This window comes from Saccharopolyspora galaxeae (assembly GCF_016526145.1).
In the GTDB taxonomy this organism is placed as follows: Bacteria; Actinomycetota; Actinomycetes; order Mycobacteriales; family Pseudonocardiaceae; genus Saccharopolyspora_C; species Saccharopolyspora_C galaxeae.
Window position 1 is genome coordinate 919187 of record NZ_JADDUE010000001.1, and the last position, 26867, is coordinate 946053.

The following is a 26867-nucleotide window of genomic DNA, read 5'->3' on the forward strand; positions in this document are numbered from 1 at the left end:
GCGTCCGGGGCCGATCCATGAAGGAAGTCCCCACATTCGGTCGCCGGCAGCGGCGCCGGGAACTCCGCCGCGGAAGAACGGGTTATGACTGACGGAGTCGACGCGAATGCGAACCCCGAAGCGGCGCGTCGAGCGGCACGGCAGCGCGCAGCTGGTGAGCGGATCCCGCGTTCCGGTACCGGGCGTGCCGATGATCATCACGCCGCGGGTACGTTGAGATCGGCGCAGATTGCGGTCGTGCGGTGAGTACGGAGGAACGCCGAACGTGAGCCAGAACGTCATCATGGTCACCCAAGGCATCGGCCAGGGCCATCGCAGCATCGGCGACGCCGTCGAAAGCGCCTCCGATGGCGCGGTGATCGTGGTGGGGCCCGGCCGCTACACCGAGAACCTGGTGCTGACCAAGGCGATCACCATCACCGCCGAGGAAGGTCCGGGCACCGTCCGGATCGCCGCGCAGAAGGGCGTCGCGGTCGCACTGGCCGCCGATTCGGCCGCGCTGTCCGGGATCACCGTGGACGCCGTCGACGGCGAGAACCCGGCGGTGCTGGCGACCACGGGGCAGCTTTCGCTGACCGAGTGCGAGGTCGGTTCCAGCGGCTGGGCCGCGATCTACGCTCGGGACACCGGCAGCGTGCTGATGCGCGAGTGCAAGGTCCGCAACCAGGTCGGCGCGGGCGTGGTGGTCACCTCCGCGCAGGGTGGTGTGCTGGATTCCTGCGAATTGCTGCAACTGGGCACCTCCGCGGTCGTCGTGGCCGAGAGCGGGGACCTGACCGTGCGGGCCTGCGCGGTGCGGGAGGCCGCGGGCAACGGGATTTGCCTGAACGGCCACGGCCGGATCTCCGTCGCGGACACCACCGTGTCCGGAGTGGCCAAACCGGCCATCGCGGTGGAGCAGCAGGCGCAGCTCAACGCGAGCCGGCTGACCGTGTCCGACTGCCGCGGCATCGGCTTCTACCTGGCGAGCCCGCAGTCGGTGCAGCTGGAGGAGTGCGGCGTCGAACGGGTCGGTGCGGAAGGCATGTACGTGGCGGAAGGTTGCGCGCCGGTGCTGCGCTCCTGCCGCGTGCAGGGTGCGCGCGGGCGCGGGCTGCACTTCGCGGGCCGTTCCTCCGGCGCGGTCACCGGCTGCGATGTGTCCGATGTGGATGGTGTCGGCGTCGGGCTCACCGAGCGCAGCACCGCCGAGTTCGACGGGACCGAGGTCTCCAGCTGCACCGGCGGGCTGCTCATCGAGGATGGCTCCGACCCGTTCTTCCGCAGGCTGCGGGTGATCGGCAGCGACGGCGCGGCGATCGTGGTGGACGGCGCCGCCCGCGGGCGGCTGGAGAACGTGGAGATCGACCGGACCGGCACGGAAGGCGTGCAGGTCAGCAATGGCGCGCGGCCCTCGATCTCGGGGCTGAGCCTGAGCCGTTCCGGCGCGGCGGGCGTCTCGATCAACGAGGCGGCGCTGCTGCTCAACGACTGCGACATCACCGAAGCGGGCGGCGACGGCGTGCTGGCGGGCTCCGGTTCGGACCTGTCGTTGCAGCGCTGCCGGGTGCACGGCAGCCGCGGCATGGGCTGCCGGGTCGCAGCGGGCGCGTCCGGGACGGTGTCCGAATCGGAGTTCACCGGTGGCGGCGCGGACGGCGTCCTGCTGGAAACCGAGGAGCCGGTGAAGCTGATCGGCTGCACGGTCCGGGACAACCGGGGCAGCGGAGTCCGGCAGCTGCGCCCCGCCGCGGAGATCACGGTGCAGGACCTGATCAGCGGCGGCAACGGCGCGCAGGACGCCTACGGGAGCTCGGCGGCGGCGACCACCGAACAACCCGCCGAACAGCCCGCGCCGCAGGCCCGCGAGAAGGCCCCGAGCGCTTCCGACCCGCTGGGCGAGCTGAATCGCCTGGTCGGCCTGGAGGGCGTCAAGAAGGAAGTGACCTCGCTGGTCAACCTGAACAAGATGGCCAAGCGGCGGGTGGACGCGGGCCTGTCCGCACCGCCGATGGCGCGGCACCTGGTGTTCGCGGGCTCTCCCGGCACCGGCAAGACCACCGTCGCCCGGCTCTACGGCGAGATCCTCGCCGAGCTCGGCGTGCTCCGCGTGGGCCACCTGATCGAGGTTTCCCGCGCGGACCTGGTCGCGCAGATCATCGGCGGCACCGCGATCAAGACGACCGAGGCGTTCAACACCGCGCTCGGCGGGGTGCTGTTCATCGACGAGGCTTACGCGCTCAGCGCAGGCAGCGGCGGTACCGGGCCGGACTTCGGCAAGGAAGCCATCGACACGCTGGTGAAGCTGATGGAGGATCACCGCGACGACGTCGTGGTGATCGCCGCGGGCTATTCCAAGGAGATGGAGGATTTCCTGCGCGCGAACCCCGGCATGGAATCCCGGTTCAGCCGCACCATCGAGTTCGCCAACTACAGCCCGGACGAACTGGTCACGATCGTCGAAACGCAGTGCCGCAAGCACGACTACCAGCTCGATGCGGAGGCCGTGCAGGCACTGCTGGACTACTTCGAGGCGATCCCGAAGGACGGCACGTTCGGCAACGGCCGCACCGCGCGCAAGGTCTTCGAGGACATGACCGGCAGGCAGGCTTCCCGGCTGGCCGCGGACAACGACGCGCTGCCCGCGGACCTGACCGTGCTGAAGGCGGCGGACTTGGAGCTCACCGCTCGTTGAGCCCGCAGCGCGCGGAGCCGCGGGCTTCCGAGCACTGGTCGGCGAGCCCGCTTTCGTCGGCGTGCGCGCGCCAGCGTGGGATGAGCCGAGCCGGTGCCGCGGTCACTTCCGCTGCGAATCCGGCTGCGTTCCCCTGGTCCGTTCGCTGCGGTTCGATCGGTTGCCGCGCCTGCGAGCGCCGACCTCTTCTTGCGCCGGTCGAGTTGCCGGGCGAGCGGGCGGCGCCGGGTTCGCGATCGAGCAGCATTTCCGGCCACTGGCGGGCTTTTTGCGTCGAATCCGCACGTGACGGTGCGATGCTCCGCGCTGTGGCGGGCAGCGTCGGCACTTCCGTCGGATCGGCCGCACTCGCCTAGTCGGTGGCCGGTGTGTCCGAGGAAGACGGGGTGTCGGCGTGACCGGTCGAGTTCGCCTTCCGCCGCCGCGCCTCGCGCAGCCTCCGCTGCTTCGACCAGTCCGAGGCGCCCGGCTGGCGCTTCGGCAGCGACTCCGGCTTTCCGGTTCCCGTTCGCCCGGGTTCCGGCCGAGGCTCCGCCCGCCTGGGTTCGGTCGGCCCGCGCCTCCTTCGTCCGGCTTCCGGCCGCTCGGGTTCGGGGTGCTCAGGTTCGGGGTGCTCGGGTTCGGGGTGCTCGGGTTCCGGGTGCTCGGTATCCGGCCGCCCAGTCTTCGGTGGGACAGTCGCCGCCGGCCCAGCCTCCGCCGGCCCAGCCTCCGGCGGGGTCGCCGCCCCGTCACCGGCAGGCGCGGCCAGCGCAGCACGTTCGATCTTGACGGTCTTCCAGCTCGCCCCCGATTCCGGCGCGCTCGGCCCGGATCGCGTGCGAACAGCCGGACTTCCGGCCGCGACCGTCAAGTTCCGGACCGTCGGCTCGTTCAGCGCGGTCCGCCCGCCCGTCGGGTGAGTCTCCGCGGACTCACCGCTCGCTGCGGACGAAAGGACCGATGTCGCTGCGGAATCGTCCGCTGCCGCCACCTCAGTGCTATGCGCGGCAACGTCCTTTTCGGTCGCGTCGACAACGAGGCGCAACGCGACCGTCGCTTCCCCCGCACGACCGGACCGCGAGCCTTCGCGCTCCGCGATGTCCCCGCACGACCCGGCTTTCCCCGCCGACACCGCACCAGGCCTCGGAAACGCCTCGGTCGACGGCTCCGCGCAAGCGACATCAGCGCCGGACATCGCTGCGCGGTAGGCGATCGATTCGGCGCCGGAATCCGTCGTCTCGTCGGAGTCGGCCGAGAGCACCGTGGGGAACACCAGCTGTCCCGCCATCGCGCCCGCGGCCGCGAACAGCTCCGCGCGCGCCTGCCTGCCCGCGACGCCGAGCACCAGCAGCCGCGCGCACGCCCGCTGCTCCGGCGTGAGCCCGTTCAGCAGGTGGTGCAACCGGACCGGCATCTCCGCGGGCAGCGGTGTGCACGGCGAACCGAGCGCGATGGTCAGCCGCGCAGGCTCGAACGCCAGCCGGTCGGCCGAGACGGCGGTCGCCGCCTGCGCGGCGGGCAGCATGGCGAGTCCGGCGGGAACCACCTTCGCCACGACCTCGTGCGGTCCCGGCTGCGGCCCCGGTGAACGAGCCCACCGGTACTGCAACGGCGCGGACGCGATCCAGCCGTCCGGCGGGGCCGCTGCCAGCAGCGGCAGCGACCGCCGGTCCGGCAGGTGCCGCAACAACGCCGCGAACGGTTGCCACCGCGGATTTCCCCGGTCGTCGCTGACGAACACGAACTCCGGCCGGCCGCCTGCCTGCCCGCCGTGCCGGATCAGCCCGGCACTGCTGGTGAGTTCCTGCCCGACGAGTTCGGCGAGCCTGCCCAGCCAATCCGCGGTGATCGTGGCCGGATCGGCCGGGACGAGCTGCATCCGGTCCCGCAGCGCGCGCGGGAACCGCCGCAGCAGCGCAGCGACCTGGTGCGGCGCGATCGGTTCGCCGCCGGGGGAGCCGAGCACCAGCCTCGGGTGTTCGGCCGAGACGGCGACCGCGTGGCTGACCACGTCCTCCGCGCTGCTGGCCGAGCCCGAGATCGCCAGCCCCGCCGGAACCGGCCGGGTGTGCAGCCCGCCGTCGGTGACGACGCCGCGCGGCAGCTGGTTCTCCCAATCCGGCCGCGGATAGCGGGCACCGTGCAGTTCGCACCGGCGCCCGCCGGTGAACCGCACCCAGCCGTGGTGGTCGGCACCCGCGAAGATCGAGCCGCCGAGCACGAACGTCACCGGCCCGTCCGGGGCGTAGATCTGCGCGGCGAACTCGCGGGAGACCTTCTGCGCCAGCGCCCGGCCGCGCCCGTCCACCGCACCGGCCCCGGACATCGCCAGGAACAGCCTCGGTTGGTCCGAAGTGGACGGTCGGCGGCGGGCGGCCGCGGTCAGCGCGAGCCTGCAGGCGTGCCGCAACGCCTGGCGGAACGTCCCGGAGCGGATCGCGGGCGCCGAGGCCAGCACCAGCCCGTCGCCCGCGGCGACCGGGATCGAGCGGAACAACCGGCGTTCGGCCTCGTCGCCGGTGGATTGCAGGATCAGCACCGTCGCCCCGTGCGGTTCGACGGTCAGTTCGCGGACCCGGATCGGGTCGGGTTCTGCTGGCATCGGCCCGCTCTCGTTCTCGCGCGCTCGGAGGATCGCGCCGCGGCGCCGCGCCGGGCTCGGCCGGTCGGCGAGCGGCGGAGAATCGGCTGCGGCGCCCGCGGACACCGCAAGGCAGCAATGATCGCACTACCGACCGCGCGGGCCGCCGGTCGTATCGCCCCGACGCCTTGTCGCCTAGCGCGACCTGCTCCACTCGGGGCCCTCCGCCGCGGCGCGGTGATCGCATCGGCAACCCGGCGCGGCCGTTCGCGGCCTGCTCACGCGATGTGCTCGGTGGCCCCCTCGGCCTGCGCGCAGCGGCAGCCGGCCGCGGGCTCCCATTCCTTCGTCACGCGCCCGTCGTCGAGCGTGACGATCCGATCGGCGTAAGCGGCCGAACGCGGATGGGCGGAGAACAGCACGACCGTCTGGCCGAACTCGTCGGTGCAGCGGCGCAGCACGCGCAGCATGTGCCGCGCGGTGACGGCGTCCAGCGCCCCGGTCGGTTCGTCGGCCAGCAGCACGTCCGCCCGCTGCACCAGAACCCGCGCCAGCGCGACGCGCTGCTGCTCGGGCCCGGCCAGCTGGTGCGGCCTGCGCTCCAGCAGTTCCCGCACCTCCAGCGCGTCCAGCACGCGGTCCAACCGCGACCGGTCCGGGCGGCGACCGGAGATGTCGAACGGCAGCAGCAGGTTGTCCTCCGCGGTCAGCTCCGGCAGCAGGTTGCCGTGCTGGTAGACCACGCCGATCCGGTCCCGGCGGAACTCGGTGAGCTCGACCTCGCCGAGCCGCCCGAGGTCGGTGCCGCCGACCCGCACCGCCCCCTCGGTGGGCCTTTCCAACCCGGCCAGGCAGCGCAGCAGCACCGATTTGCCCGCTCCGGAAGAACCCAGCACGGCGGTGCAATGGCCCGGTTCGGCGCGCAGGCTGATCCCGCGCAGCGCGGTCAGGGCGCGTTCGGTGCCGAACCGCTTGCTGATCCGTTCGGCGACCGCCCCGCCTCCGCCGAAGTTCGTCGGAGTTGCTCCGGACACAACGTCCTCCTCGCGTTCGTTCGATCCGGCGCGCCACCGCGCCTGGCCCGGACCACGGTCCTCTGCCGCAGTGCAGGCGGGGATCGGTCCTTCGGCCGGAAGAGCCGGACTTTCCGCCACTGCGCGGCTCTGCCACCCGTGGGACGCGCGGCCCGCGCGGACGTTGTCGTCGACCGGATGACCTAGGCCGAAAAGCCGCATGCGCACTGCTGGTCAGCGGCGACCGCGCACGCAGGCACCGCTGTCCTTCTGCGGGGAATGCACTGAAAAGTCGGAGCGGGGCCGCGGGCGACTCGTCCCGCGGCCCCGTCGCCGCACCGCACTCGGGGTGCTTCTCCGGGCCGTGCCACCGCGCGGGGCCGCAGCAGCGGCGGCCGCGAACGCGCGGGCGATTCGTACCGGCCGCGGCTCCACGCACTTCGGGGGGTTCGGGGCTGGGAGTCGCGGCGGGTGCGGGCAGGCACCGGGATCGGAACGGGGGGGGTGTGGTGGGGAGGTCCTGCAAACCTCCGGCTTGCGATGGCGCCCGGGCTCAGGCCGAGGCGGCCAGCCAGGTCGACCGTCCCGCTCGGGTGGGGACCCAGCATCCGCCGGCCTGCCCGGAGTGTTCCGGTTCCGGGTCGGCCAGTTCCAGCGCCTCTGCGATGACCTCGTCGGCCGGACCCACGGTGCGCCACAGCACGGTCTTGGGGAACAGCACGTCCGGTTCCTCGCCCGGGATGCGCGCCGCGTCGGCGTCGTCCTCGCCGTATAGCTGCACGATGTCGATCACGCCGTGGTGCGCCCGGATCCCGACGACGGCGATCAGCGAGCCGTCGGAGGCCCGGGGATGGGCGAAGTGGAAGTCGCGGGCGATCAGTGCCTGCAAGCCGTCCGTTATCTCTTTCATGACGCCACCGAGGGTTGTGCGAGAGGGCTGGTCGGAGCTGTTGCGGGCGCCAGGCGGGTTCAGACGATCAGGTCGTCGAACTCGCCGTCCTTGGCACCCGACAGGAAGGCCGCGATCTCATCTCGGGTGTAGATCAGCGCGGGGCCGTCGGGGTAGCGGGAGTTCCGCACGGCGATCTCGCCGTCGAGCAGCGACGCCAGTTCGACGCAGTTGCCGACCGAGCCGCTGTAGGCGCTCTTGCGCCAGGCCGCCTCGGGCACGTGCTGTGCGGTCATTCCGTTGCGGATCTCCGGCATCGAAGTACCCAGCCTTTCCCCGACTTGCTTGCAACGACCATCTGCACGTGCATCCGGTCGTGCAAGGACCGTATCACTGAACAATGGAATGATGAATGCACGTGCAGGCGCACGACTAGCCGGGGTGGTCACGATCCGGTGGTTATTGATCACGCACTGCGGTCGGCGATCCGACCGAATCCCAGATTAATCCTGCTCGGCCGATCGATTGTGTTCGCGCGAGGTAACGCAGCGAAGCTCAGGCCTGCGGAACGTGTGAGGTAAATCTCAGTCGAGGAGGTTCTTGCGGGCTGCTTGCAAGGTCTTGCGAGTGGCCTCCGGGGTCTGCGCGTCCACGGCGAGCCGGTGGCTGACCTTGCTGTAGATCTCCACGTCTTCCGGCTTGTCCAGGTAGAGCGCGCCGCAGAGGTGCTCCAGGTACACGATGTCCGGGATCTCCGGCTCGGCGAAGCGCAGGATGGAGAACGCGCCCTCGGCACCGGAGCGGCCCAGATCGAACGGCAGGACCTGCAACGACACGGTGGCCAGCTTGGTGATCTCCAGCAGGTGTTCGATCTGCTCGCGCAGCACCGCGCGGCCGCCGATCGGGCGGTGCAGCACCGACTCGTCGATCACCGCCCACAACTTCGGCGCGTTCGGCTGGTTGAACAGCCGCTGGCGGTACATCCGCAGGCCGACCCGGCGATCCACCTCTTCGTCCACGGCCTCCGGCATTCCCTGGCTGGCGATCGCGCGGGCGTACGCCTCGGTTTGCAGCAAGCCGGGGACGAACTGGATCTCGTAGGTCTGGATCCGGGAAGCCGACTCCTCCAGTCCCACGTAGTCCTGGAACCAGGACGGGACGAGGTCGCTGTAGCGGTGCCACCAGCCGGGCTGGTTGGATTGGCGGACCATTTCGAGGAACGTCGCGCGCTCGGTCTCGTCGGCCACGCCGTAGAGGGTGAGCAGATCGGCGACGTCGCGCTCCTTGAAGCCGACGCGGCCGAGCTCCAGCCTGCTGATCTTGGAGCCGGAGCCGCGGATCTCGTAGCCCGCGTCGTCCCGGGAGATGCCGCTGGCCTCGCGCAACCTGCGCAGCTGGCCCCCCAGCACCAGGCGACGAGCGGTGGGGCCGCTGCCCGCGGCTCCATCCGTGGTCACGTCCAGACCTCCCGCATTCCGCACGGTCGTTCCCATGGACACTTCGTCGTGCCGTCGGCACTGTCCGTTACCCAGGTTCCGGATTATCCACCGTCCGGATGACCCAAGATCCAGACGGCGAAGTCTAGCCCATCATGCCCTACCGGTTGCACCGGTTGTAAAGCGTTCGAGCAGGTCGCAGGCGGCATGATCAACAAGTGCGATGTTGCGCACATCCCCGCGGGTGGTTCGTTCCGGCGGCGCAACGGCCCTGCGGTGGGGATCGTTAGGCTCGGGCCCGTGCTCACCGTCTCGACCGTGAACGTCAATGGATTGCGGGCCGCCGCCAAGAAGGGCTTCGTCGAATGGCTGGCAGGCACCGGCGCCGACGTGATCTGCCTGCAGGAGACCCGGGCGGAACCGGACCAGCTCACCGCTTCCGTCCGCGAACCCGAGGGCTGGCACACCGTGCTGGCGCCCAGTTCCGCCAAGGGCCGAAGTGGCGTGGCGGTGTATTCGCGGGCGCGGCCGGAGAGTTCCCGCGTCGGTTTCGGCAGCGCGGAATTCGACGACAGCGGCCGCTACGTCGAAGTGGAGCTGCCCGAAGTCGTGGTCGCCAGCCTGTACTTGCCCAGCGGCGAGGTCGGCACTGCGCGTCAGGACGAGAAGGAACGCTTCATGGCGGAATTCCTGCCGCACCTGGACGCGCTGCGCACCCGCGCGGCGGAAGGCGGCAAGGAAGTGCTGGTGTGCGGCGACTGGAACATCGCGCACCGCGAGGTGGACCTGAAGAACTGGAAGGCGAACCGCAAGAACGCCGGGTTCTTGCCGGAGGAGCGGGCCTGGATGGACCGCGTCTTCGACGAACTCGGCTACGTCGACGTCGTCCGTTCGCTGCACCCGGAAGGCCCCGGCCCGTACTCGTGGTGGTCCTACCGCGGCAAGGCGTTCGACAACGACTCCGGCTGGCGGATCGACTACCAGGCCGCCACCCCGGGCCTGGCCGCTCGCGCCTCCGAGGCGTGGGTGGAACGGGCTCCGAGCTACGACAAGCGCTGGAGCGATCACGCCCCGGTGACGGTGACCTTCGACCAGCCTTGATCAGCAGGGGAGCAGTCGCTGTACTGCGTCCAGTCGGGCGTCGGTCCGGGCGGACGGCATCGCTGAGCTGTAGGAGCGGCCACGCTCCAGGGCTTCCCGTGCAGCGTCGAACTCGCCTGCCCGTGCGTGGGATTCGGCGAGCCAGGAGAGGTAGAGGGCTACCTCCCGGGCGTGCTCAGCGGGGTACGTGGCGATGGCGGAGGACAGCAGCGGCGCCGCCTTGTCGGGTTTGCCGAGTTCGATCAGGCAGCGTCCCGCCATGACGTCGATCTCGGCTCTGTTGAGCCAATACACCCACTCCGGTTCATCCGCCCCGCGCCGTTCATAGGTGTCATCGACCATGTCCAGTGTTCGCCAGGTGGCTTCGATGTCTCCGGCCTTGGCGGACGCCCATGCGACACGTTCCAGCAAGAGCGCGCGGACCAGCGGAGTAGCTTCCTGCGCTCCCATAATCGCGGTGCGAGCGAGCAGCGCAGCGTCCGCGGGATTACCGACGTTCGCTATTTGGTAGCTGAGGCTGGATAGGAGTTGGGCTCCTAGAACCTTGTCGCGGGCCTCATTCGCCGCTGCGACACCTGAAAGGTAGAAGCGCTCTGCCTGCCGGTATTCGCCCGCGTCACTGGCTACCCAGCCTGCTAGCTGGGCCAGCTCTCCCACTGCGGTGAACAGCCTCCGGCCGACAGGTTCTGTGAAGCTCGCTGAGCGGATCAGGCTCTCCGCCTCGCCCAGTTCCTTGAAGATGACCGGGCCTAGCTCATCGCTGCTCACCGTGTCGTCAAGGTATCTCAGATCCACTACGCGAGCTTCTAGCTCGCTGGCGAGGGAATTGCCGACCTTCCGGCCCGAACGGGTGTGCACGGCCATCGGAGAGGTCGAAACAAGCCACTCGTGCGCGACACGGAGCGGGTCTCCTGGAGCAGGGCTCAGCGGCATCCCTAGTGCCTGCTCGTACGCAGCCACCACGTCGGGAACGGCTGAGCGCTTACCGGTCTCGACCATCGAGAGATGAGCCTTGGTGAAGTGCGTCCGCTCAGCCTTGCGGTTCAGGCTCAGCCCTGCTGCCTCCCGCGCGGCGCGGAGATCTGCTCCAGTGCTCACGGCTCCCCCTTGTGAACCCTTGTGAACGGCTAAACCCTACCGCGCACGGCGCGTGACTCCGAAACTACTTACAGGACGGGCCGTCGAAAGGAGTCATGCCGGAATTTGCAGGGTCCGGATCTATCTCTGATCCCGTTGAACCAACTCGAAGGCGCAGCGCGGGCGATCATCCGCGAAGCGCTGGATCCAGAAGGGTTGAGCATCCCTGAGCGCGAGCTACGAAAGCGGATTGTTGCCTTGGGGCGGCTCTATGAGTTGAAAGAGGTGAACTGAGCCTGGTCACTTTCCATGCTGACCAGCCGATCCCCCTTCAGCGCTTTCGGGAGGAGCAAGAGGCCCCTGTCGGGCAGGGGCCTCGATCGCTCAGCTCTCGTCCACCGTTTTATTGATCTTCCGGGCGAGTTCCAGGTCGTGTTCGGTGATGCCGTCGGCGACGTGCGTCGTCGAGGTGACGGTCACGTACTTGTAGTCGTGCACCCGAATATCGGGGTGATGGTTCAGGTTGTTCACGATGAACGCGATCACGTTCACGAGCTGAATGGCACCGTTGAACCCCTTGCGCTCCCAAGTGCGCGCAATGGCGTTCCCAGCACGGCTCCAGCCTTCGATCCCGGCAAGGGCTTCGTCGACAGCGGCCGTGCTCAGCGACTCAGGCAATCCGACTCCTTCGTACGACGGTGGCGAAGACGATATCAGCTTCCGCGGCGAGCGCGCCGCGCGATCTTTCGTTGAGGTATGTCCGCGAAAGTTCCGCCGCGCAAATTCTTTAATTGAATGTCGTGGGCCGAGGTGCGCCGCAGAGGACTCCGGAGTTCTACCCGTCCGCACGGTTGTTCCGGCCGGACAGGGTTGCCATGGTGAGTGCGTGGACTTCGACGACGACGCATTGCTCGCCGAGCGCACTCCGCTGCCGGACGCCGTGGGTGGCCGGTTGCGGGAACAGCTGGTTTTCCTGGCCGAAGTGGACAAGCTAAAAGCGGTGCTGCGGCAATCGCCGCTGGCCGCGGTGGATCGGCGGGAGAACGACGCCGAGCACTCGTGGCACTTGGCGCTGATGGTGACCGTGCTCGCCGAGCACTCCGACGAGCCGATCGACGTCGGGCGGACCGTGCAGCTCGTGGTGGTGCACGACCTCATCGAGATCTACGCGGGCGACACGCCGCTCTACGACGACGCGGGCAGGGAAAGCCAGCAGCAGCGCGAAGAAGCCGCCGCCGACCGGTTGTTCGGCCTGCTGCCGTCCGACCAGGCGAAACACTTCCGCGAGCGGTGGGACGAATTCGAGGCTCGCCGCACTCCGGAGGCGCGGTTCGCCAAGGCGATGGACCGGATGCAGCCGCTGCTGCTGAACTGGCTCGCGCAGGGCGGCACCTGGCGCACTCCGGGCGTCACCGCGGACACCGTGCGCGAGCGCAAGTCGGTCATCGGCGACGCATCGGCTCCATTGTGGACAGCCGCCCGGGAGGTCATCGCCGAAGGCGAACGCCGCGGCTGGGTCGAACCCGGCGGCTGAATCCGTGCTTCGCGCCGCCGAGCCGTCGGCCACGCCAGAGCCGCGTGGACGGGCAGCTGAGTTGATCTTTGCCGGTATTGCCACTCGGGCGGGTGAGTGGTCGTTCTCACCCTGACGTCCTTCCGGGTTCACCGTATCGAGCTAAGCGTGCGCGCTCACCAGGAGCGATCAGTGACAGACGGGCTGTCAAGGGTACCCGGTGTCGGGGGGTCGCAGGGGGAAAATAGGATCTTTGCGTCGTGGCCGGTTTACGCAACGCGATCGTGGAGTTCACCCGCGATCGGTACGGTCCGCAACCGGGTTCAGAGAGTTTGTGACCCGTACGGGTTAACCGTTAAGGGAGGCAACGCTCGTGCGTAGCCGATTTGCACGCATGACCACGCGAGGACTCGTCCTCGGGATGCTGCTGGCCACCGCGGTCCTCGGCACCGCGACCGCGCAGGCGGCCGGACCGCGCCCCGCGCTCGCCCAGGACGTCAACCCGTTCGAATCGATGGCCACCCCCGTCGGCCTCGCCGCCGTCGGCTTCGGCATCGCAGGCATGGTCGCGGGAGTGCTGCGCCGCAAGAAGGTCGAAATCCAGCCGGAGAACCAGCGCAAGAGCTGAATCTGCGCGCACCCGGTCCGCCTGTCCGGGCGCGGCTTGCGAGAATCAACGGGTGAGCAGCGACGATTCCGCCACCCAGCAGACTCCGGCAGGCCAGGCGCGGCAGTCCGGCGACGCGGCGCCCGCGCGAGTGCCCCGCGTCCTGTCCGGCATCCAGCCCACCGCCGACTCGTTCCACCTCGGCAACTACCTCGGCGCACTGCGCTCCTGGGCGCGGATGCAGCACGACAGCGACGCCTTCTACTGCATCGTCGACCTGCACGCGATCACCGTCGAGCAGGATCCGGAACTGCTGCGCAAGCGCACCCGGGTGTCGGCGGCGCAGCTGCTCGCGCTGGGCATCGACCCGGAGCGCTCGACGCTGTTCGTGCAGAGCCACGTGCCCGAGCACGCGCAGCTCGGCTGGGTGCTGGAATGCCAGGCCGGGTACGGCGAAGCCGGCCGGATGACGCAGTTCAAGGACAAGGCCGCGCGGCAGGAAGCCGACCACATCAGCGTCGGGCTGTTCACCTACCCGGTGCTGCAGGCCGCGGACATCCTGCTCTACCAGGCCGACGCGGTCCCGGTCGGCGAGGACCAGCGCCAGCACCTGGAGCTGACCCGCAACCTCGCGCAGCGGTTCAACTCCCGCTTCGGCACGACCTTCACGGTGCCCGCCGCGCACATCCCGGAGGCCGCCGCGAAGATCCAGGACCTGCAGGACCCGGGCGCGAAGATGAGCAAGTCGCAGCCCAGCGGGGTCATCGACCTGCTGGAGGACCCGAAGCGCGCGGCGAAGAAGCTGCGTTCGGCGGTCACCGACAACGAGCGCGAAATCCGCTACGACCCGGAGCACAAGGCCGGCGTGAGCAACCTGATGGTGATCAACGCGGAGCTGACCGGGCGCAGCATCGGCGAACTGCAGGCCGCCTACGAGGGCAAGGGCTACGGCGACCTGAAGAAGGACACCGGCGAAGCCTTCGTCGAGTTCGTCACGCCGTTCCAGCAGCAGGTCAACGCCTACCTGGCGGATCCGTCCGAATTGGACAAGGTGCTGCGCCGCGGCGCCGAGCGGGCCCGCGAGGTGGCCGCGCGGACCCTGCGCACCACCTACGACCGCGTCGGGTTCCTGCCGCCTGCGGGCTGACGAGATCATTCGGCGGTAGCCTCTGAGCCCGTTCGGGGCAATCCCGGACAGTCCTGGGAGGTGCACTTTGCCGGATCGCAGCCAACCGGCGCGCAGCGCAGCCGAGGCGGAACCGCCCGGCAGGCTGGAACGGCTCCGCCGCAGGCACGGGTGGCTGGACCGGTTGATCCGCTCGTACGAGCGCTACCAGAGCCAGTACGGCGATTACTACGCCGCAGCGGTCACCTACTTCAGCGTGCTCGCGCTCGTTCCGCTGCTGATGATCGGGTTCGCGGTCGCCGGGTTCGTGCTCGCGGGCAACCGCGACCTGCTGGAGCAGTTGCGCCGCTCGATCACCGAGGCGGTGCCGAACCCGTCGATGAGCGGCCTGCTCAACCAGGTCGTGGAGCAGGCCATCAACCAGGCGGGCGCGGTCGGCGTGATCGGGCTGCTGGTGGCGCTGTATTCCGGGCTGGGCTGGCTGACGAACCTGCGGGAGGCGCTGACGGCCCAGTGGAGCCAGCAGTTCGAGGCGCCGCCGATGCTGCGGCGGCTCGGCTCGGACCTGCTGTCGCTGCTGTGGCTGGGGCTCGCGCTTGCGGTGTCGTTCGGGCTCAGCGCCGTCGGCGGCGGTGTCGGGCGCTGGCTGTTCTCGCTCGCCGGGATCGAGACGACGCTGGCCGCGCGGATCGTGCTCGGCGTGCTCGCGACGCTGCTGTCGCTGGCAGCGGGCTGGGTCGTGTTCACCTTGGTGCTGGCACGGCTGCCGCGCATTCCCGTGTCGATGCGCAGCGCCATGTGGGGCGGATTGTTCGCCGCGGTCGGGTTCGAGGTGCTCAAGCAGGTCGGGGTGATCTACCTGAACAGCGTCACCGGCTCGCCCGCGGCTGCCGCGTTCGGCCCGATCCTGGGGTTGCTGGTGTTCGCGAACCTGACTTCGCGGTTCATCCTGTTCGTGGCGGCGTGGACGGCTACCGCGCCGGAGAACGAGCGGACCGCGCAGCCGGCGCCTCCGCCGCCCGCGGTGATCCGGCCGATCGTGCGGGTGCACCGGCCGGGGCGCGGCGTCCTCGGGGGAGTTTTCGGGCTGGGCGCCATCCTCGGCTGGGTGCTGCGTCGCCGGAAGTGATCCGGGCGGCCCCCCGGCCTGGTTCGGGGCTAGGCCGGGCGGGCCGCGCCCCGCGCGGTCGTGGGGGACCGCGCGGGGCCGGAGCCGCCCTGCGACCGAACCCGGGGCGTGGGAACCGGTCCGGCACTCTGCTCCCCGGACCGGCTGCCCGGCGGCGCTGCCGGCGGCTCCTGCAATCGAGAATCCCGCGTCTCGCATCGCGTCGAACCCGCACGATTACCCGAGTACTACCTAGAACGACCGGGTGAGGCGCCGTGCACAGCGCGCCGGGCCAGGCGCCGTCCGGGGAGTGGTCCGCGCAGGCCGCCTCGGGCGCCGCTGCTTTTCAAGCAGAACCTGGTGCCGCTCGGACCGATCCACGGCGGGATCAGGGGTGTTCGTCGGAGGAGTCCGCGTTCCTGCGCGCGGCGGCCAGCTTGGCCCGGCGCTGCCGCAGCGCGAACAGCCCCGACACCGCGATCACCGCTGCCGCGAGCAGCGTCAACGGCCAGCCGAGCGTGCCGGACATCGCTCCCTGCGCCTGCGCGTCCGCGGAATCCGCACCGGCCTGCGGTTCGGGCGCGGCGTCCACGACCGAAGGCTTCGGCGGCTCGGACACCAGCCGCCCGACCGGCGCCGCGGCGGGCAGGCCGAACCCGTAGTCGAGCAGGTTCTCGGTCTGCTTGGACAACCGGACCGGCTTGTTCTCGCCGCGCATCAGCACCGCCACCAGCCGCCTGCCGCCGCGCTCGGCGGCCGCGGCGAACGTGTGCCGCGCGTCGTCGGTGAACCCGGTCTTGCCGCCCAGCGCGCCGGGGTAGTTCAACAGCACCGAGTTGTCGCTGCTCACCGGCATCGGCGGACCACCGGGTTTACCGGGCAGCTGGATCTGCTCGGTCCCGGCGATTCGCGCGAACTCCGGGTTCTGCATCGCGGTGCGGAAGATCACCGCCAGGTCGTAGGCCGAGGTGCTCATCCCCGGTCCGTCCAATCCGGACGGACTCGCGGTGCGCGTGTCGTGCGCGCCGAGCCGGGGCGCGAGCGCGTTCATCTTGCGGACGGTCTCGTCGACACCGCCCAGCTTGACCGCCAGCGCGTGCGCCGCGTCGTTGCCGGACTGCATGATCATTCCGGAGAGCACTTGATGCACCGTGTAGGTCGTGCCGGGTTCCAGGCCGACCTTGCTGCCTTCCTGGTCGGCATCGGCTTGGGTCGCGGTGATCGTGTCGGCCAGGTCCAGCTCGCGCAGCGCCAGCAGCGCGGTGAGCACCTTGATCGTGGAGGCAGGCCGGTGCCGGGCGTGCGGATCGCGCGCCGCGAGCACCTCCCCGCTGTCCAGGTCGGCTAGCACCCACGACTGCGCGCCCACCTGGTCGACCGGCGGTGCGGCCACACCGGGCGGCGTGATCTCGGCGCACTCGGCGAGCCGTTCGCCGCCGACGGGCTCCGGGGGCACCGGCAGCGGCGGCGGACTCGGCATTCCCGGCGCGGGCACCTCGGAGGTGTCGACCGGTGCCGGCGGCTGGACCGCGTTCGGGCACGCGGGCTGGGCCGTCGCGACGGCCGGACTCGAGCCGAGCAGGGTCAGCGCAGCGCATAGCGCGGTGCCGACGCGCAATCCGGCTTTTCCTTGCGGCACCGGCGATTCCGGTGCGGTTGGGATGGACCTGCGGACCGGGGGGAGAGTTCTCGCGGGCACCCGCCAAGGCTAGCGAAACGCGGCCTGCGCGGGATTCGTCCGTACGACTTTCGGTGTCCGCCGAGAACGGGCGGGTGCGCGGTTCGGGCACCGCGCGACGAGCGGAGGCCAGGTGCGGCCGGCGACAGCGGCGGGCGGATACTGGCAGGCGTGAAGTTCTCCCGCCGTACCGCGCTGTTCCTGCTCGCCTTCGGGGTCTGGTCGTGGCTGCTGTGGCCCGCCTTCTTCCGCAACATCTGGATCAACGAGAAGTCCTGGGCGGGCGCCTCGCCCACGGCCTTCCTGTACGTGCACTTCGTGATCGCGGCGGTCTCGCTGGTGCTCGGCACGATCATCGGCGTGCTCGGCTGGCGCGCCTTCCGCGCGACCCGCAGCTGACCGGCGTCGGCACGCAGCAGTGCACAGCACCAGCCACGGGTGGACCCGACGCCGTGGCCGAATCACCACGTCCCGATGCTCCGCAGCACCTGGGAGCGCCTGCACGGGTGGAAGCGCTGGATCACCCTGAACGGCTCCGGGCACGGGTCGGCGACCGACGTGACGATGTTGGGCAACCAGTACGGCATCCACCACCCCGGAACGCCGCTGCCCGGGGCGCGTGGTGCCGAACTGGGGAACCGCTACGTCGCCGCGTTCCTCGACCAGCAGCTGCGGCAGCTGCCTCAGCCGATCCTCGACCGCCCGACCGAGCAAAACCCCGAAGTGCTGTTCTGGCACCGGCGGTGACGGATCCGCCGGATCCGAACGCCGGTCACTTGCCGTGCGGGTCGGCGGCGTTGAGCGCGGCGACGACCTGGTCGTAGTCGCCGCGCGCTTCGCCGTAGCGGAGGAACTTCACGTTCTCCACCTGGATCTCGCGGGCTTCGGGCAGGTTCTCGAGCAGCGACATGACCTCGTCGGCGAACTCGGCCAGCGGCATCGCGTGCTCGCTGTCCTGCTGGCCCGGCAGCAGTTCGGTGCGCACCGCGGGCGGTTCGATCTCCTGCAGCCGCACGCTGGTGTCGGCCAGCTGCAACCGGATCGACTCGGTGAGCATGTGGATCGCGGCCTTCGAGGCGTTGTAGCTGGGCGTCGCCGCCAGCGGGGTGAACGCCAGCCCGGACGAAACGGTGAGGATCGTGGCGTCCGGCCGGGTCCGGAGGTGCTCGATGAACTCGGCGATGAGCCGGATCGGTCCCAGCACGTTGGTGGTGATGACCTCTTCCGCCGACCCGAGGAAGGACTCGGGCCGGTGCCAGTCCTCGACGCGCATGATCCCCGCCATCGGGACGAGGACGTTCAGCTCGGGGTGGCGGGCCAGCACCTCGGCCGCAGCGGCGCGGATGCTCGCGGGGTCGGTGGTGTCGATCCGCGCGGTGTCCAGCCCGTGGTCGGCGCCGATGCGTTCGAGCAGTTCCGCGCGGCGGCCGCCGACCACGACCGTGTTGCCCTTCGCCTGCAACCGCAGCGCGAGGGCCAGCCCGATGCCGCTGGTGGCGCCGGGGATGAAGATCGTGTTTCCGGTGATGTCCATGCCCTGAGTTTCACCGGGAAATCGGCAACGGTGCAGAGACCGGTGCTCCGGGGGACCCGCGATCCCTGGATGGGGGCGGCCGGGCGGGCCATGCTGGGGACATGGACCGTGCAGCGCTCGCGAGCTTCCTGTTCCGCCGCCGGGAGGCGCTGCGGCCCGGCGACGTCGGCCTGCCCGACGGCGCGCGCAGGCGGACACCCGGTTTGCGCCGCGAGGAAGTGGCGTCGCTGGCCGGTATGTCCACGGATTACTACACGCGGCTGGAGCAGCGCCGCGGCCCGCACCCGAGCGCGCAGCTGCTCACCGCGTTGTCCCGCGCGCTGCGGCTCACCGCCGACGAGCGCGACCACCTGTTCCGCATCGCCGGGCAAAGCGCGCCGACGTCCATGGACGCGGCGACGCACGTCGCGCCCGCGTTGCTGCGGGTGCTCGATCGCCTGGACGACACGCCCGCGATGATCCTGTCCTGCCTCGGCGAGGCGTTGGTGCAGAACCGCATGGCCGTGGCCCTGCTCGGCGACCGCTCCGGGCACACCGGCCTCGCCCGCAGCGAGGTCTACCGGTGGTTCACCGACCCCGCGGAGCGGCTGATCTACCCGGTGGACGACCGCGACCGGCAGAGCCGCGCGCAGGTCGCCAACCTGCGCGCGGCCTACGGCGTGCTGGGCGCGAAGTCGGCGGCCGGGGAGCTGGTGCGGGCGTTGCAGCGGGAGAGCGACGAGTTCGCCGAGCTGTGGCAGCGCCACGAGGTCGCCACGCGCTTCACCGACCACAAGACGCTGCTGCATCCGGAACTCGGCCCGATCGAGCTGGACTGCCAGGTGCTGTTCACCGAGGATCGGTCGCAGGCGCTGCTGGTGCTCACCGCCGCCCCCGGCACCGAGGGCCACGCCAAGCTCGAACTGCTTTCGGTGCTCGGCCACGAACGCTTCACCGACGCCTCCCGGTGATCCTGCCCGCGCGGACCTGCCGAGCATCGGGCGTTCGACGAACTCGCCGCGCACGCGCACCGCGGCCGGGAATGCGACGGCGCCCGCCCCGGAATCCGGGACGGGCGCCGTGGTGCGTTGCCGATCAGCGGCGCCGGAACATCAGCGCGCGCTTGACCTCCTGGATCGCCTTGGTGACCTGGATGCCGCGCGGGCAGGCGTCGGTGCAGTTGAACGTGGTGCGGCAGCGCCACACCCCGTCCACGTCGTTGAGGATGTCCAGCCGTTCCTCGGCGGCCTCGTCCCGGCTGTCGAAGATGAACCGGTGCGCGTTCACGATCGCCGCAGGGCCGAAGTAGGAGCCCTCGGACCAGTACACCGGGCACGACGTGGTGCAGGCCGCGCACAGGATGCACTTGGTGGTGTCGTCGAACCGCTCCCGCTCGGCGATGGACTGGGTCCGCTCCCGCGTCGGCTCGTTGCCGGAGGTGACCAGGTACGGCTTGATCGCCCGGTACGCCTCGAAGAACGGTTCCATGTCGACCAGCAGGTCCTTGTGCACCGGCAGGCCCTTGATCGGCTCGACGCTGATCGTCGTCTCGCCGCTCTTGGCGAACATGTCCTTCATCAGGACCTTGCAGGCCAGCCGGTTGACGCCGTTGATCCGCATCGCGTCGGAGCCGCACACGCCGTGCGCGCAGGAACGGCGGAACGTCAGCGATCCGTCGACGTACCACTTGATGTAGTGCAGCAGGTTCAGCACGCGGTCGGACGGCAGCGCCGGGATCCGGTAGGACTCCCAGTGCAGGTCCTCGTCGACCTCCGGGTTGAACCGCTGGATGCGGACCGTGACCATGGTCGCGCCCTCCGGGATCGGCGGGGCGTCCGAGGGCAGGTCCGCGGTCTGTTCGGTGTTCTCAACGGTTGCGGTCATCAGTACTTACGCTCCATCGGCTGGTACCGGGTCACGACGACGGGCTTGTAGTCCAGCCGGATGTCGGCCTGGAAGCCGGTCAGGCCCAGCGGCGCGTTCGGGTCCTCGGCGTCGGGCAACTGCTTGTACGACATGCTGTGCCGCATGAAGTTGGTGTCGTCGCGCGCGGTGTAGTCCTCGCGGGCGTGCCCGCCGCGGGACTCCTTGCGGGCCAGCGCGGCGTTGACCAGCGACTCCGCCAGGTCCAGCAGGAACCCGAGCTCGACGGCCTCGAGCAGGTCCGAGTTGAACCGCTTGCCCTTGTCGTGCACCGCGATCCGGCCGTAGCGCTCCTTGAGCGCCTGCACGTCGGACAACGCCTGCTTCAGCGTCTCCTCGGTGCGGTACACCGAGGCGTTCGCGTCCATCGTCTCCTGCAGCTCGGTGCGGATCTTGGCGACCCGCTCGCCGCCGTGCGCGGTGCGCAGGTGCTCGACCATGCCCTCCACGAGCTTCGCCGGGTTCTCCGGCAGCTCGACGTGCTCGTGCTCGCCCGCGTACTCGGCGGCGGCGATGCCCGCCCGGCGGCCGAACACGTTGATGTCCAGCAGCGAGTTGGTGCCCAGCCGGTTCGAGCCGTGCACCGAGACGCAGGCGCACTCACCGGCGGCGTAGAGGCCCGGGATGACGGTGTCGTTGTCCCGCAGCACCTCGCCCTCGATGTTGGTGGGGATGCCGCCCATCGCGTAGTGCGCGGTCGGGTAGACCGGCACCGGCTCCTCCAGCGGCTCCACGCCCAGGTAGGTGCGGGAGAACTCGGTGATGTCCGGCAGCTTCTGCTCCAGCACGTCCTCGCCGAGGTGCGTGACGTCGAGCAGCACGTAGTCCTTGTTCGGCCCGCAGCCGCGGCCCTCCAGCACCTCCAGCGCCATCGAGCGGGCGACGATGTCCCGCGGCGCCAGGTCCTTGATCGTCGGGGCGTAGCGCTCCATGAACCGCTCGCCGTCGACGTTGCGGAGGATGCCGCCTTCGCCGCGGACCGCCTCGGAGATGAGGATGCCGAGCCCGGCCAGGCCGGTCGGGTGGAACTGGTAGAACTCGATGTCCTCCAGCGGCAGGCCCTTGCGGTAGATGATGCCCATGCCGTCACCGGTGAGGGTGTGCGCGTTGGACGTCGTCTTGAAGACCTTGCCGAACCCGCCGGTGGCGAACACGACGGACTTCGCCTCGAACACGTGGATCTCGCCGGTCGCCAGCTCGTAGGCGACGGCGCCGGTGCAGACCTGCTCGCCGTTCTCGTCCTCGCTCATGGTGACGTCGAGGACGTAGAACTCGTTGAAGAACTCCACCCCGTGCTTGATGCAGTTCTGGTACAGCGTCTGCAGGATCATGTGGCCGGTGCGGTCCGCGGCGTAGCAGGCTCGGCGCACCGGGGACTTGCCGTGGTCGCGGGTGTGCCCGCCGAAGCGGCGCTGGTCGATCCGGCCTTCCGGGGTCCGGTTGAACGGCAGGCCCATCTTCTCCAGGTCCAGCACGGAGTCGATGGCCTCCTTGGCCATCACCTCAGCGGCGTCCTGGTCGACGAGGTAGTCGCCGCCCTTGATGGTGTCGAAGGTGTGCCACTCCCAGTTGTCCTCCTCCACGTTGGCCAGCGCGGCGCACATGCCGCCCTGCGCGGCCCCCGTGTGGGAACGGGTGGGGTAGAGCTTGGTGAGCACGGCGGTGCGGGCGCGCTGGCCCGATTCGATCGCCGCGCGCATCCCGGCGCCGCCGGCGCCGACGATGACCACGTCGTACTTGTGGTGTTGCATGGTCGCCTCCTAGGGCCGATGGCGAGGCCCAGCGGCGGGCCTCGAAGCTGCGCGGGCGGTTCTCAGCCGATGTTCGGGTCGAAGGTGAACAGCACGAACGTGCCCACACCAACGGTCAGCACGACCGAGACGTACAGCAGCATCTTCAGCCAGAAGCGGGACGCATCCTTGCGGGAGTAGTCGTTGATGACGGTCCGCAGCCCGTTGCCGCCGTGCAGCCCGGCCAGCCACAGCATCGTGAGGTCCCAGAACTGCCAGAACGGGTTCGCCCAGCGCCCGGCCACGAACGCGAAGTTGATCCGGTGCACCCCGCCGTCCAGGAACAGCATGATCAGCATGTGCCCGAGCACGAGGAACAGCAGCACGACGCCGGACAGCCGCATGAACAGCCAGCTGTAGAGCTCGAAATTGCTGCGGCGGGCGGCGGCGCGGTGCGGCGAGCGCGGCTTGTCGACCGACAGCGGTGCTTCAGTGGTGGTCATGGGTCAGCCCCCGAACAATTCCGTGACGGCGCGCGTGAGCATCGAGATGGCGGCGGGCACGATCAGCACCAGCCACAGCCCCAGCACGGTCCACAGCATCGGCTTCTGGTACTTCGGCCCGTTCGACCAGAAGTCCACCAGCATGACGCGGATGCCGTTGAAGGCGTGGAACAGCACCGCGGCCAGCAGACCCAGCTCGAACAGGATCATGATCGGGCTCTTGTACGTTTCGATGACCGTGTCGTACGCCTCGGGCGAGACCCGCACCAGTGCGGTGTCCAGGACGTGCACGAACAAGAAGAAGAAGGTGAGCACGCCCGTGATGCGGTGCGCGACCCACGACCACATGCCCAGATCGCCGCGGTAGAGGGAGCCCTTGGCACGAGGGTTGCCCTCGCGCTCGGGCGCCTCCGCCGCGGAGGCGGTGGTGCTGGCCATGGTGGAAGGCCTCCAACGTCGCTGGTGGACTTGCGGCCCGTTCGGGAACGAGGGACGACCGGTGGAGAGTCGTCAGCATCTGCATCCGCACGCCCGTCACCGGCCACCTGAACTAGGGCCTTGGACTTCTCGGATGCTAGACCCGCGTCTCGGGCGTGGCCTACTCACCTGTGCTCTGTGTGATCGACCAGACAAAGCGGCCGGGCCGGTGGATCGATGTAGAAATCAACTCGTGACTCGCGGGCAATGCGCGGCACCCGCGTCAAGGGCCCTTCCGGAGAGCCATGTCACCACATCTGCGCTGCGCATAAGCTCACAAAAGCATTGCGGGCGGTTCGGTGTTCGCGCGGGTGCGTGCTTGTGGCGGCGGGAATGCTCCATTGTCCCGCAGCGCTCGTGAAATGCGGTATTCAGCGTGGCCGAAGGGCTTCGCCGGGTTCGGGAGGTGCGGATGGTGGCGGTGGATTGGGAGTGGTTGCGCGCGAAGGCCGTGGAAGCGGCGGCAACGGCGTACTGCCCCTATTCGGGATTGCAGGTGGGCGCCGCGGCGGTGTGCGACGACGGGCGCGTGGTGTCCGGGTGCAACGTGGAGAACGGCTCCTACGGCTTGACGCTGTGCGCCGAATGCACGCTGGCCGGGCAGTTGTGCCTGACCGGCGGGGGCCGGTTCGTCGCGGTGGCCTGCCGCAGCGGTGCGGGCGAGCTGCTGATGCCGTGCGGGCGTTGCAGGCAATTGCTGCACGAGCTCGGCGGGCCGGACTGCGAGGTCGACACGCCCCGCGGCATCCGCCCCATGCGCGAGGTCCTGCCGGACGCCTTCGAGCTCTGAGCATTCCGATCTCGCTTCGCGCCGCTGCGAGCGCGGGTTCCGGCGCTGATCGCCCCGGTGGGCTTGATCGGATGCGAGACTCGGGCGTCCTCGGCGACGGTGCCGGGCGACGGCGAGGAGGTCGGTGCATGGCGCACTCGGTGATCGACGTGATCCGCACCAAGCGGGACGGCGGCAGGCTCGACGACGCGCAGATCGACTGGGTGGTCGCGGCCTACACGCGGGGCGAGGTCGCCGAGGAGCAGATGTCCGCGCTGGCGATGGCGATCCTGCTGCGCGGCATGGATCGGGCGGAGACCGCGCGCTGGACCGCGGCGATGATCGCCTCCGGTGCGCGGCTGGAGCTGACCGGCCTCGCCCGGCCGACCGTGGACAAGCACTCCACCGGCGGGGTCGGTGACAAGATCACGCTGCCGTTGACGCCGCTGATCGCGGCCTGCGGGGCTGCGGTGCCGCAGCTGTCCGGGCGCGGGCTGGGGCACACCGGCGGGACGCTGGACAAGCTCGAGTCGATCCCGGGCTGGCGCGCCCGGCTGAGCGCGGACGAGATCCGTGCGCAGCTCGACGAGGTCGGTGCGGTGGTGTGCGCGGCGACCGAGGGGCTCGCCCCGGCCGATCGCAAGCTCTACGCGCTGCGCGACGTGACCGGAACCGTCGAATCGGTCCCGCTGATCGCCAGCTCGATCATGAGCAAGAAGCTCGCCGAGGGCGCGCAGTCGCTGGTGCTGGACGTCAAGTGCGGCTCCGGCGCGTTCATGAAGGACTTGGCGCAGGCCCGCGCGCTGGCCGACGAGCTGGTCGCCATCGGCACCGCGCACGGGGTGCGCACCAGTGCCGTGCTCAGCGACATGTCGGTGCCGTTGGGCTGCGCGGTCGGCAACGCGCTGGAGGTCACCGAGGCGGTCGAGGTGCTGCGCGGCGGCGGTCCGGCGGACGTGGTGGCGCTGACCCTGGCGCTGGCGCGGGAAATGCTGGCGCACGCCGGTCTGTCCGATGTGGACCCGGCGGAGGTGCTGGCTTCCGGTGCGGCGCATCGGGTCTGGCGCGCCATGATCGTCGCGCAGGGCGGGGATCCGGATGCGGAATCGCCGCGTGCCGCGCACGTCGAGACCTTCCCGGCGCCCGCCACCGGCGTTGTGTCCACATTGGATGCGTACGCGGTAGGGCTTGCGGCGTGGCGGCTGGGCGCGGGCCGCACCCGCAAGGAGGACGACGTGCAGCACGCAGCGGGCATCCGCTGCCTGGCGAAACCGGGCGACCACGTCACCGAAGGCGACCCGCTGCTCGAACTGCACACCGACACCCCGGACCGCCTCCCCGCAGCCCGCGAAGCTCTGACCGACGCCATCGCGATCACCGCGGACGCTTTCACTCCCAGCCCGCTGATCCTCGGCACCGTCCGCCCCTGACCGCGCCTCGCCCGCCACCCGGAGATCCCCGAGTGAGCGGACTGTTGGTCCGACTGGATTGGCCGAACGGTCCGTTCGCTCCGCACGAAACCTCATCGGTTCAGAGCCTCAGCCGGCGCACCCGCGCATCGCCTGATCCGAGCGAAGTGGGGCGAGTGAACGGACTGTTGGTCCCAATAGATCGGTCGAACGGTCCGTTCACTCGGGGAGGAACGCGGCGCGTGCCGGGCGTGGAAACGCAGCGGGGCCGCGGTTCCCGGAGGAAGCGCGGCCCCGCTGTCGCGAACGTCGTCAGGCGCTCTCGGCGGCGTAGCCCTCGTCGGAGGAGTCGTCCGAACCGAGCGCCTTGTCCTCGCGCTTGGCGCTCTTCGACCGGCCGCGCCGCTGCTGCTGCTGGCGCGGCAGCGTGGTGGGCGGCGGCGGGGACTGCTGCGCGCTGCCGCCCAGGATCAGCTCCGCGAACGTCGCCATCGCCTCGTCGAGCTGGCCGGCGTGGCGCCGCTCGGTCTCCTCGTTGGCCTGGCGCACCATCGAGTCCACCGCGTCGGAGTCCGGCCGGGACGCCAGCGAGCCGCTGATCTGCGAGAGGTTCTGCGCCAGCGTGCCGCCGAGCTCGCCGAGCCCGGTCTTGACGCCCTCTTCGACGGTCTCCAGCCGGCTGCTCACGCCCTGCTCGACCGCCTCGATCCGGCCGTGCACGTTCTCCTCGACGTTGTCCAGGCGGCTGGAGACCTTGTCCAGCCGGTCGGTGAGCTGCTCCAGCCGCTGCGCCAGGCCGTCCAGCTTCTCGGTGGGGTCCACCGCGGGCCGCTGCGCGAGCTCGTCGAGCTTGCCGCCCAGCTCGTCCCGGTTGCCGGAGACCGCCTCGGTCAGCGCGTGCTGCACGCCGCTACCGGACTCGGTGACCGCGCGCTGCAACGTCTCGCGGGTGCCGTCGAGGTGCTCGTGCACGCCCTCGTCGATCTCGGCGAACCGGCCGCGCAGGCTGGTCTCCAGGCCGTCGATGCGTTCGCGCACCGGGTCGGTGACCGCGCCGGGCAGCGACTCCAGCCGGGAGTCCTGCTTGTCCAGGTGACCGCCCAGCTCGTCCAGGCGCTTGTGGATGTGCCCGAGCTTGTCCTCCAGGCCGTCCATCCGCCCGGCGACGCCGTCGAACCGCCCGGACACGCCGTCCAGCCGGCCGTCCAGCTCGGCGAACGGCTTGGCGAGCTTGTCGAACAGGCCGTCCACGGCGGTCTTGACCTCGCCGATGACCCCGTCCTGGGCGTCGATCTTGGACAGCGCTTCGTCGACCCGCTCGGTCAGCGAGCCCAGCTCGGTGCGGTCCGGCAGTTCGGACAGCCGCTTGCGGACCGACCCCAGCGATTCCAGCGGGGACATCCGGGCGTGGATCTCGTCGAGTGCGTCGAAAATCTGTTGCTGCTCGCTCTCGCGGATTTCGGCCGCACGGGTGAGCATGTTCCGCATGCGGTCGAAGGACATGTTCTCGTTCACGGTGCGGACGTCCTTCGTCGAGGGGCAGGGGAGGACCGATCGAGCGTAGCTAGTCGATCCGCGCGTTCCCAGCCGCCCCCGGGTACTTTCCGTTATTGCGGCCGGGGTTCGCACTCCGAATGGCCTCGCGCAGTTGCTCTGTTCAGCGCAATGCGGTTGTGCGGCAATGGAGTGCCCGTACTGCGCTTGAGCTGGCCGGATGACTTTGCAGGCAACGTGCGATCGGGTGGTTTTTCGCTCCGA

The 26867-nt window shown here is 70.1% G+C and carries 27 protein-coding genes; 12 read left to right on the forward strand and 15 right to left on the reverse strand.

Translation table 11 applies throughout. The annotated features are described in order from the left end of the window. Window positions 1-265: 265 nt before the first annotated feature. Window positions 266-2674 (forward strand): right-handed parallel beta-helix repeat-containing protein, encoded by a 2409-nt coding sequence (locus INP57_RS03895; RefSeq protein ID WP_200068570.1) that lies wholly within the window; start codon window positions 266-268, stop codon window positions 2672-2674. On the opposite strand, the gene INP57_RS03900 is transcribed toward INP57_RS03895, so the two are convergent. The 6 genes from INP57_RS03900 to INP57_RS03925 form a co-directional block, all read right to left on the reverse strand. Beyond that, complete coding sequence (locus INP57_RS03900; RefSeq protein WP_200068571.1) at window positions 2661-3002, reverse strand: hypothetical protein; 342 nt, start codon at window positions 3000-3002, stop codon at window positions 2661-2663. The genes INP57_RS03895 and INP57_RS03900 overlap by 14 nt on opposite strands. A 24-nt stretch (window positions 3003-3026) precedes the next feature. Next, entirely contained in the window at window positions 3027-5258 is a 2232-nt protein-coding gene (locus tag INP57_RS03905) for a hypothetical protein (protein ID WP_200068572.1), read from the reverse strand. A gap of 257 nt (window positions 5259-5515) precedes the next feature. Then, window positions 5516-6271 (reverse strand): ABC transporter ATP-binding protein, encoded by a 756-nt coding sequence (locus INP57_RS03910; RefSeq protein WP_200068573.1) that lies wholly within the window; start codon window positions 6269-6271, stop codon window positions 5516-5518. A 532-nt stretch (window positions 6272-6803) separates the two neighbouring features. After that, the gene (locus tag INP57_RS03915) at window positions 6804-7160 is read right to left on the reverse strand and encodes a hypothetical protein (protein ID WP_200068574.1); all 357 of its coding nucleotides are present in this window, start codon (window positions 7158-7160) and stop codon (window positions 6804-6806) included. A 59-nt stretch (window positions 7161-7219) separates the two neighbouring features. After that, complete coding sequence (locus INP57_RS03920) at window positions 7220-7435, reverse strand: DUF397 domain-containing protein (protein ID WP_307849893.1); 216 nt, start codon at window positions 7433-7435, stop codon at window positions 7220-7222. Between the two features lie 288 nt (window positions 7436-7723). Then, complete coding sequence (locus tag INP57_RS03925) at window positions 7724-8632, reverse strand: Sco1979 family transcriptional regulator (RefSeq protein WP_200068576.1); 909 nt, start codon at window positions 8630-8632, stop codon at window positions 7724-7726. A gap of 243 nt (window positions 8633-8875) precedes the next feature. Here INP57_RS03925 and INP57_RS03930 point away from each other — a divergent pair, with 243 nt between their 5' ends. Beyond that, on the forward strand, window positions 8876-9676 hold the full coding sequence (locus tag INP57_RS03930; RefSeq protein WP_200068577.1) for an exodeoxyribonuclease III: 801 nt from the start codon (window positions 8876-8878) through the stop codon (window positions 9674-9676). Here the strand turns inward: INP57_RS03930 and INP57_RS03935 are convergent, their stop codons facing one another. Further along, complete coding sequence (locus INP57_RS03935; protein ID WP_200068578.1) at window positions 9677-10774, reverse strand: NsdA family TPR-like regulatory protein; 1098 nt, start codon at window positions 10772-10774, stop codon at window positions 9677-9679. A 135-nt stretch (window positions 10775-10909) separates the two neighbouring features. Here INP57_RS03935 and INP57_RS03940 point away from each other — a divergent pair, with 135 nt between their 5' ends. Next, window positions 10910-11047: a hypothetical protein gene (locus INP57_RS03940; protein ID WP_200068579.1), complete on the forward strand. Its 138-nt coding sequence runs from the start codon at window positions 10910-10912 to the stop codon at window positions 11045-11047. A gap of 90 nt (window positions 11048-11137) precedes the next feature. On the opposite strand, the gene INP57_RS03945 is transcribed toward INP57_RS03940, so the two are convergent. After that, the gene (locus INP57_RS03945; protein ID WP_200068580.1) at window positions 11138-11431 is read right to left on the reverse strand and encodes a 4a-hydroxytetrahydrobiopterin dehydratase; all 294 of its coding nucleotides are present in this window, start codon (window positions 11429-11431) and stop codon (window positions 11138-11140) included. 208 nt (window positions 11432-11639) lie between these two features. Between INP57_RS03945 and INP57_RS29330 the strand changes: the two genes are divergently transcribed. From INP57_RS29330 to INP57_RS03965, 4 genes are all read left to right on the forward strand, one after another. Further along, window positions 11640-12287 (forward strand): HD domain-containing protein, encoded by a 648-nt coding sequence (locus INP57_RS29330; RefSeq protein ID WP_307849895.1) that lies wholly within the window; start codon window positions 11640-11642, stop codon window positions 12285-12287. Window positions 12288-12660: 373 nt separating this feature from the next. Further along, window positions 12661-12894 carry a hypothetical protein gene (locus tag INP57_RS03955; RefSeq protein WP_200068582.1) on the forward strand — a complete coding sequence of 78 codons (234 nt, stop codon included), beginning with the start codon at window positions 12661-12663 and terminating at the stop codon, window positions 12892-12894. Between the two features lie 130 nt (window positions 12895-13024). Further along, entirely contained in the window at window positions 13025-14020 is a 996-nt protein-coding gene (gene trpS / locus INP57_RS03960) for a tryptophan--tRNA ligase (protein WP_200068728.1), read from the forward strand. 67 nt (window positions 14021-14087) lie between these two features. Then, window positions 14088-15128: a YhjD/YihY/BrkB family envelope integrity protein gene (locus tag INP57_RS03965; protein WP_200068583.1), complete on the forward strand. Its 1041-nt coding sequence runs from the start codon at window positions 14088-14090 to the stop codon at window positions 15126-15128. Window positions 15129-15495: 367 nt separating this feature from the next. On the opposite strand, the gene INP57_RS03970 is transcribed toward INP57_RS03965, so the two are convergent. Next, window positions 15496-16725 carry a D-alanyl-D-alanine carboxypeptidase family protein gene (locus INP57_RS03970; RefSeq protein WP_233626621.1) on the reverse strand — a complete coding sequence of 410 codons (1230 nt, stop codon included), beginning with the start codon at window positions 16723-16725 and terminating at the stop codon, window positions 15496-15498. Between the two features lie 231 nt (window positions 16726-16956). On the opposite strand from INP57_RS03970, the gene INP57_RS03975 reads away from it, so the two are divergent. Next, window positions 16957-17184 carry an SCO4848 family membrane protein gene (locus INP57_RS03975; protein WP_200068585.1) on the forward strand — a complete coding sequence of 76 codons (228 nt, stop codon included), beginning with the start codon at window positions 16957-16959 and terminating at the stop codon, window positions 17182-17184. A gap of 75 nt (window positions 17185-17259) precedes the next feature. After that, window positions 17260-17532 carry a hypothetical protein gene (locus tag INP57_RS03980; RefSeq protein WP_200068586.1) on the forward strand — a complete coding sequence of 91 codons (273 nt, stop codon included), beginning with the start codon at window positions 17260-17262 and terminating at the stop codon, window positions 17530-17532. Window positions 17533-17557: 25 nt separating this feature from the next. On the opposite strand, the gene INP57_RS03985 is transcribed toward INP57_RS03980, so the two are convergent. Then, window positions 17558-18319 carry an SDR family oxidoreductase gene (locus INP57_RS03985; protein WP_200068587.1) on the reverse strand — a complete coding sequence of 254 codons (762 nt, stop codon included), beginning with the start codon at window positions 18317-18319 and terminating at the stop codon, window positions 17558-17560. 101 nt (window positions 18320-18420) lie between these two features. On the opposite strand from INP57_RS03985, the gene INP57_RS03990 reads away from it, so the two are divergent. Beyond that, complete coding sequence (locus tag INP57_RS03990; RefSeq protein ID WP_200068588.1) at window positions 18421-19269, forward strand: helix-turn-helix transcriptional regulator; 849 nt, start codon at window positions 18421-18423, stop codon at window positions 19267-19269. Window positions 19270-19393: 124 nt separating this feature from the next. Here INP57_RS03990 and INP57_RS03995 read toward each other — a convergent pair whose 3' ends face one another. The 4 genes from INP57_RS03995 to sdhC form a co-directional block, all read right to left on the reverse strand. Next, window positions 19394-20182: a succinate dehydrogenase iron-sulfur subunit gene (locus INP57_RS03995; protein ID WP_200068589.1), complete on the reverse strand. Its 789-nt coding sequence runs from the start codon at window positions 20180-20182 to the stop codon at window positions 19394-19396. Further along, on the reverse strand, window positions 20182-21972 hold the full coding sequence (gene sdhA / locus INP57_RS04000) for a succinate dehydrogenase flavoprotein subunit (RefSeq protein ID WP_200068590.1): 1791 nt from the start codon (window positions 21970-21972) through the stop codon (window positions 20182-20184). Before sdhA ends, INP57_RS03995 begins: the two co-directional genes overlap by 1 nt. Window positions 21973-22034: 62 nt before the next feature. Further along, the gene (locus INP57_RS04005; protein ID WP_200068591.1) at window positions 22035-22454 is read right to left on the reverse strand and encodes a succinate dehydrogenase hydrophobic membrane anchor subunit; all 420 of its coding nucleotides are present in this window, start codon (window positions 22452-22454) and stop codon (window positions 22035-22037) included. A 3-nt stretch (window positions 22455-22457) separates the two neighbouring features. After that, the gene (gene sdhC, locus INP57_RS04010; protein WP_200068592.1) at window positions 22458-22892 is read right to left on the reverse strand and encodes a succinate dehydrogenase, cytochrome b556 subunit; all 435 of its coding nucleotides are present in this window, start codon (window positions 22890-22892) and stop codon (window positions 22458-22460) included. A 451-nt stretch (window positions 22893-23343) separates the two neighbouring features. On the opposite strand from sdhC, the gene INP57_RS04015 reads away from it, so the two are divergent. Continuing rightward, complete coding sequence (locus tag INP57_RS04015; protein WP_200068729.1) at window positions 23344-23721, forward strand: cytidine deaminase; 378 nt, start codon at window positions 23344-23346, stop codon at window positions 23719-23721. A 128-nt stretch (window positions 23722-23849) separates the two neighbouring features. Further along, the gene (locus INP57_RS04020) at window positions 23850-25130 is read left to right on the forward strand and encodes a thymidine phosphorylase (protein ID WP_200068593.1); all 1281 of its coding nucleotides are present in this window, start codon (window positions 23850-23852) and stop codon (window positions 25128-25130) included. 291 nt (window positions 25131-25421) lie between these two features. Here the strand turns inward: INP57_RS04020 and INP57_RS04025 are convergent, their stop codons facing one another. After that, complete coding sequence (locus INP57_RS04025) at window positions 25422-26624, reverse strand: apolipoprotein A1/A4/E family protein (RefSeq protein WP_200068594.1); 1203 nt, start codon at window positions 26622-26624, stop codon at window positions 25422-25424. Window positions 26625-26867 lie beyond the last annotated feature (243 nt).